1 pseudogene is annotated in these 251 nt (G+C 62.5%); it reads right to left on the bottom strand.

The window, feature by feature from the left end:
• Positions 1-251 (bottom strand): annotated as a pseudogene (locus QP381_RS09280) (cation-translocating P-type ATPase); the annotation flags it as partial.

Here is a 251-nt window from a genome sequence, read left to right as displayed (position 1 = left end):
GGCCGAGCACGCGCTTCAAATATCCGCTGACGTATCGTCGCCTGTTCGGTCCCAGCGCGATGAAGAATGCCGGGATTCCGATGGTCAGCGCATCAATGTAGGTGAAGTGACGGGGCAGGAACGGGTAGTGCCAGGCGGCACGCGCGCAGATCACGGCTATGAGGCTGGCGTAGACCGTCTTGGCCAGGAAGAGCGCGGAGACACGTTCCATATTCGCCATGATGCGCCGCCCTTCAGCGACGACCCCTGGC

Source organism: Pauljensenia sp. UMB6358 (genome assembly GCF_030216865.1).
Taxonomy (GTDB): Bacteria; Actinomycetota; Actinomycetes; order Actinomycetales; family Actinomycetaceae; genus Pauljensenia; species Pauljensenia turicensis_A.
Note: the sequence above shows the minus strand (reverse complement) of the source record. Positions and strands in the feature narration are given on the sequence as shown.